We start from the raw sequence: 5,741 nt of genomic DNA, 5'->3' as shown, positions 1-5,741 counted from the left end.
CCCCTACGCCCAGCCCGCACACCCCTACGGGCCGCCCGCCCCGTACGGCCCGCCACCGGGCTGGCCGTCCGCCCCGCCGTCCGGCGGCGGGGGAGGGGCCGCCGGACGTGCGGTGCTGTGGGCCGCGGTCGGTGCCGTCGTGGCGTCCGCCGCGTGGGCGGCCGGAGTGTTCCTGATCGGCGCCCCGGGCGACGCGGACCTGCGTGGCTACGCGGCCCCCTCCGACCTGTGCACCAGCGCCGACTACTCGGCGTTCAAGGGCGAGTACCCCGCGACCGGCTCCGCCCCGACGCACAGCTCCCTCAAGGACCCCGCGCTGCACGAGAGTTACTGCAGCGTCGGCCTGAAGAAGACCGGCTCGTCCTACTCCGACGCCTACCTCTCCCTGCAACTGGACCTGCACCGCAAGACCGACCCCGCACCGGAGTTCACCGCCACCTGGAAGAACTACGACGACAGCCACACGGGTTACGACGTGCGCCCGGTCGAGGGCATCGGCGACGAGGCGTACCTGGTGAGCCGGGACACCACCAGCGGCTCCTCCAGCGGCTCCCGCTTCGCGACCCTCGCGGTACGGGACGGCTGGACGACGTACACGATGGGCTACAGCGCCTACCTCACCTCCTACAGCGGCGACCAGACGCCACCCGCCCTCGACGACATCACCGACTGGCTGAAGACCGACACCAAGTCCACCCTCGAACGGCTCAGGGACTGAGCCCGCGGGCCTAGGCTGAGGACATGTTCAGCCCCGAAGGTCCCACCCTGCGTGAACTCGCCGCGCAGGCCCTTTCGTCCGTGGAGCGCGGCTACGACCTGCTCGCGCCGAAGTTCGACCACACCCCCTTCCGGACGCCGGACCCGGTCCTGGAGGCGGTCGCGAAGGCGCTCGGCCCGCTCGGTCCGTACGAGGACGGCCTCGACCTGTGCTGCGGCACCGGCGCCGGGCTCGACGTGCTGACCGGGCTGTGCCGCCGCAGCGTCACCGGGGTCGACTTCAGCGCTGGGATGCTCGATGTCGCCCGGGAGCGTGCCGCCGGGCCCGGGGAGCCGTCCGTCGCGTGGGTGCGCGCGGACGCCCGCGCGCTGCCCTTCACGGCCGCCTTCGACCTCGTCGTCAGCTTCGGGGCGTTCGGGCACTTCCTGCCCGAGGAGCTGCCGGGGTTGTTCGGGCAGGTCCACAACTCCCTGCGTCCGGGCGGCACTTTCGCCTTCCCGGTGCTCGCCCCGCCCCGCCCGACGAGCCTCGCGTACTGGGCGCTGCTCGGCTTCGACGCGGCGATGCGGGTGCGCAACTCCGTGTGGCGGCCGCCGTTTGTCATGTACTACCGGGCCTTCCGACTCGGCAATATCACCCGGGAGTTGACCCGCACCGGCTTCGCCGTCGAGCTGCGGGACCTGCCCGAGTTCGGGCGGCGCGACGACGGCGCCCCGCGCGCCCGGCTCCTCGTCGCCCGGCGCGCGGCGGAGGTCAGCCCGCCGCCGGAAGCGTGAACTCGTAGACCAGTGTGTCCTCTTCGGCGTTCACCACCAGGTCCGTGATCTCCAGCGGGCGTGCGTACTGGTCGCGCACCCGCCGGGTCACGCGCACCGAAGAAGCGTCGCCCACCTGGCTGATGGAGTCCCGGTGGTGCAAGGTCAGGCCCGCCTTGCGCATCCAGTCGTAGGCACGGCCCAGCTCCGCCGGGGTGGCTCCGTCGGCCCGTTCGCGGTAGCGCGCCAGCTCCGCGACCTCGGCCAGCGCCACCGCCGAGAACGAGGTCACCGCCGTGCGCAGCGAGCGGCCGTCCGGCCCCGCCGACAGATAGCGGTGGACCAGCGTCGGCCGGTGCGGGGCGAGACCCAGCGCCCGCGCGTGCTCCGGCGGCGGTGTCTCCCAGGTCACCGTCGCCCGGTCGACCGCCCCCGGACCGGCCGGCACCGTACCCACCGGGAAGGTGAGCGACACCGGCTCCTCGACCGGCCGCCCGGGCAGCGTGGCGTGACTGCCCCGCCGGTCGGTGTTCAGCATTCCGCCCCGTCGCAGCACGTCCAGCGCCTGCCGGACGGTCGCTCGGCTGACCCCGAAGTGCCGCGCGAGATGTCGCTCGCCCGGCAGCCGTTCACCCGGTGGGATCGTCCCGTCGCGCAGTTCGTGGAGCAACCGGGACGCGACCCGCTGATACAGGGTCTGCTCGTCGTTCTGCCGGGATTCGTGCGGGGTGGTGCGGGACATGCCGCCCCTCCTGTCGGTGACAAGACGTAGCCGCTCGGGCTCATTGCGCCACCGTATCTAGCATTGGTCTAAACCACTTGGGAAGGGAATTCCTGGGGTTCGGCCGAAATCCTTCGGTGTGCAGCGGGAGTTGAGGGGTTACCGCCGAGATGTCAGGTCGCCCAGGCCGTGCGCGAGCAACGTGAAGGCGTGCTCCGCGTCGGCCACCGCGCCCGCGTAGCGCTCGTCCGCGGATTCTCCGGACGTCATGCGATCGGCGTTGTCCTGCGCCAACGCCCAGTGCACCCCGGCGATCTGCACCGCCGCGAGGCGCGCGGTGAGTTCCGGGACGCCCGCGGTCTCCCGCAGGGCCTCGGCGAGGGCGCGTTCGGCGACGGTCTTGAACCGCTCCATCCGGGACACCAGCGAGGGTGCGTCGAGGATCATCCGATGGAGCCTGCGCACCGGCGGGAGGTCGTTGAGCCCGGTGATCGGGTCGCGCTCGCGCAGCCCCTTCAGGAAGTGCTCGCGCACCGCGCTCAGCGGATCGGTGCCGGGCGCACGGTCTCGCACCACACGAGCCAGCTCGGTCTCATGGTCGGCGAGCCTGTGGACGACGAGGTCTTCCTTCGTCGGGAAGTACGCGAAGAGCGTCCGCTTGGACACCTCGGCCGCCTCGGCCACCTGGGCCACCGAAACCTGGTTGAAGCCGTGCTCCAGGAACAGGGAGATCGCGGCGCCGGAGATCGCCTCACGCGTCCGCTGCTTCTTCCGTTCCCGCAGCCCTGGCTTGCCGTCCACGTCGCTCACCGTAACAGAGAGCTGCCCCGAGAATATTTCTGCACCTGGTATACATTTAACCTCAGGCGAGAGATTGGATCGAAGATGCCGAAAGAGACCGAGGCCGACGCCCAGGTAGTCGTCGTGGGCGCGGGCCCCACCGGACTGACGCTGGCGTACGAACTGGCCCTCGCCGGGGTCCGGACCCTGGTGCTGGAGAAGCTGCCGCAGCGCGTCGATCAGGTGAAGGGCGGCGGAGTGCAGCCCCGCACGGCCGAACTGCTCGAGAACCGGGGCCTGTTGGAGCCGCTGCTGAAGCGCGCCGCGCCGCGCGGGCAGGTGGGCGGCCACTTCGCGACACTCCCCGTGCCGCTGGACTGCACCCCCTGGAACACCAGGCACCCCTTCCCGGTCGCCCTCTCCCAGGGCGAGATCGAGGACGTACTCGAGGAGCGGGCGACCGCCGCCGGGGCGCGGGTGCTGCGCGGCACCGCCGTCACCGGCGTCGAGCAGGACGACGACGGCGTGCTCGTGACGGCGGACGGGGGCGGGGACGGGGACGGAACGCGGGTGCGGGCGCGGTATCTGGTCGCGTGCGACGGCGGCCACAGCACCGTGCGGAAGCTGCTCGGCGTGCCGTTTCCCGGCAGGCCCGGGACGCACCAGGCGGTGCTGGCCGACATCCATCTGACCGCCGTATCGCCGCTGGTGCCACGGAAGTTGGGGCACATGAGCACCCTCACCCGGCAAGGGGGCGGCTACTGGGCCATGCTGGCCCCGCTCGGCGGCGACCGGTACCGGATCACCTTCGGACGCGCGGGCGAGGCCGACACCTCCCGCGACAGCCCCGTCACCCCCGAGGAGATCACCACCGCCCTGCACGCCGTGTACGGGCCCGAGACCACCCTGGGTGCCGTGGACAACGCCTCCCGGTTCACCGACGCCACCCGGCAGGTGGAGAACTACCGTGTGGGCCGCGTCCTGTTCGCGGGCGACGCCGCGCACATCCACCCGCCGCTGGGCGGCCAGGGTCTCAACCTCGGTATGCAGGACGCGTTCAACCTCGGCTGGAAACTCGCCGCCGTCCTCCAGGACCGGGCGCCGGGCGCCCTCCTGGACACCTACCACGCCGAGCGCCACCCGGTCGGCGCCCAGGTCCTGCACCACACCTCCGCCCAGCGCGTCCTCGCGGACCCGAACCCCGGCGAGGACGTGGCCGCCCTGCGCGACATCGTCACCGACCTGCTGCGCCTGCCCGACGCCAACCGTCACATCGCGGGCCTGATGTCCGGCCTCTCGCTGCGCTACGACCTGCCCGGCGACCACCCGCTCACGGGCGGCCGCGTGCCCGACCCCGACCTGGTCACCGAGGACGGTCCCACGCGGCTGTCGGCGCTCCTCGCCCCGGGCCACGCGGTGCTGCTCGACCTGGGTGGCATCGTCCCGGCCGGGCTCCGGCTCCCGCCCCGCGTCGACCTCGTCCGCGCCACGTCCACCGAGGACCTGGGTGCCGTCGCCCTGCTCGTCCGGCCCGACGGATACGTCTGCTGGGCCGCCGACGGCGAACCCGACCTTGGCGCGGACCTGTCCGACGTGATCGCCGAGTGCCTCGTGGGCGCGGCGCGGGACCGGGCCGCGGCCTGATCCCGCGCCGGGCAGAGGTCTCGAGCGCGGGCGCCGGAACTCATGCCCGGGAACCGGGTCTCAAGCCCGGAACCGCGTCCACTTCGGGCCCGTGCGGGCCCAGTCGCGGTCCCATTCGGTCAGGCGACGGCGCAGGGCGACGCGGCGTTCCACCATGCGGGCGAGGAGGGCGACGGCGATCGTGCCGCCCATGGCGCAGAGGCCCATGGTGACCGTGTGCTGCCAGACGGCCACGTCGTTCGCCGGAGGTGCCACGCTGTGGCCCCGGCGGTCGAACCAGACCGTCACCGTGTCCTCGGTACGCGTCCCCGCGGGCACGCGGGCCAGGGTGGTGCGGGTCGTGCCGTCCGGGTCGGTCCAGCGGACCTCGGCGCTGTACGTGTGTCCCCGGTCGCGGTGGACCAGGGGCGAGGTGTCGGAGACCGGACCGACCACCTGGGCGCGCACCTGGTGCCGCTCGGCACGCTGCACGAGGGCGCGGGACTGGGCCCGGTCGTGGGCGTGCAGGCCCGCGGCCACCCCGGCCAGGGGCGCCACCACGCACAGCAGGACGGCGACGAGCAGCACCGTCCACGCCTCCACCACGTCGGACCGGCGCCGCAGCGGATTGCGCCGCCACCGCCAACCGCGCACCCGGGTACGCATGTCCACCTCCTCGCCGCGGTGGGGCCGGGGACCAGGGACACCCCGGAGAGTGTCGGGGGCCGACCGGCCGCCGCCCGCGTACGCACACGAGCGTTCCCACCCGTTTCGTACCCCGAACGGCGTACCTCGCTCCTCGTGCGCGCCGCGACTTCACGCCTGGCCGAAAGACGGGCCGTTCGGCCTTCCCCGGTCGGCCCATGTGTGCATACCGGTGTCGGTACGTCCCGGACCTGCCCTCCGCCCCGCGCTCCGATCATTGCGGTCCCGTGAACTCCGGCCGGCTCCGGGAATAGCGACACCGGTGTTCACCCTTGGGGCGATTACCGGTGCCGTCGCGCCGGACACGGTGCGAGGGAAGCGAGGACAGAGGATGCCCGAGGCGTACGTCTCCACGCGGCACGGCGACCGGGAGACGGAGGTGACGGCGGCCTCCGACCGCCCGGAGTCGGCCCCCGGCGAGGCGGCGGCCCGCGCGGAC

Annotated in this window: 6 protein-coding genes; 3 read left to right on the top strand and 3 right to left on the bottom strand. The window is 73.0% G+C overall.

Translation table 11 applies throughout. The features are described from left to right. Together GTW40_RS15135 and GTW40_RS15130 are read left to right on the top strand one after the other, a co-directional pair. Positions 1-718, top strand: a 718-nt coding sequence (locus GTW40_RS15135) for a hypothetical protein (RefSeq protein ID WP_237525522.1), incomplete at its 5' end; no start/stop codon positions are given. 23 nt (positions 719-741) lie between these two features. Beyond that, positions 742-1,494, top strand: coding sequence for a class I SAM-dependent methyltransferase (locus GTW40_RS15130; RefSeq protein WP_161180716.1), 753 nt, complete (start codon positions 742-744; stop codon positions 1,492-1,494). Here GTW40_RS15130 and GTW40_RS15125 read toward each other — a convergent pair. Continuing rightward, positions 1,472-2,215, bottom strand: coding sequence for a GntR family transcriptional regulator (locus GTW40_RS15125; protein ID WP_161180715.1), 744 nt, complete (start codon positions 2,213-2,215; stop codon positions 1,472-1,474). The genes GTW40_RS15130 and GTW40_RS15125 overlap by 23 nt on opposite strands. A 138-nt stretch (positions 2,216-2,353) precedes the next feature. After that, a complete protein-coding gene (locus tag GTW40_RS15120) occupies positions 2,354-2,995 on the bottom strand; it encodes a TetR/AcrR family transcriptional regulator (protein ID WP_343245706.1) in 642 nt (213 codons plus the stop codon). An 84-nt stretch (positions 2,996-3,079) separates the two neighbouring features. On the opposite strand from GTW40_RS15120, the gene GTW40_RS15115 reads away from it, so the two are divergent. Continuing rightward, positions 3,080-4,618: an FAD-dependent oxidoreductase gene (locus tag GTW40_RS15115; RefSeq protein WP_161180713.1), complete on the top strand. Its 1,539-nt coding sequence runs from the start codon at positions 3,080-3,082 to the stop codon at positions 4,616-4,618. A 60-nt stretch (positions 4,619-4,678) separates the two neighbouring features. Here the strand turns inward: GTW40_RS15115 and GTW40_RS15110 are convergent, their stop codons facing one another. Next, positions 4,679-5,263: a hypothetical protein gene (locus tag GTW40_RS15110; RefSeq protein WP_161180712.1), complete on the bottom strand. Its 585-nt coding sequence runs from the start codon at positions 5,261-5,263 to the stop codon at positions 4,679-4,681. Positions 5,264-5,741: the final 478 nt, after the last annotated feature.

Origin of the sequence: Streptomyces sp. SID4985 (assembly GCF_009863025.1) — a bacterium.
Classification (GTDB): domain Bacteria; phylum Actinomycetota; class Actinomycetes; order Streptomycetales; family Streptomycetaceae; genus Streptomyces.
Note: the sequence above shows the minus strand (reverse complement) of the source record. Positions and strands in the feature narration are given on the sequence as shown.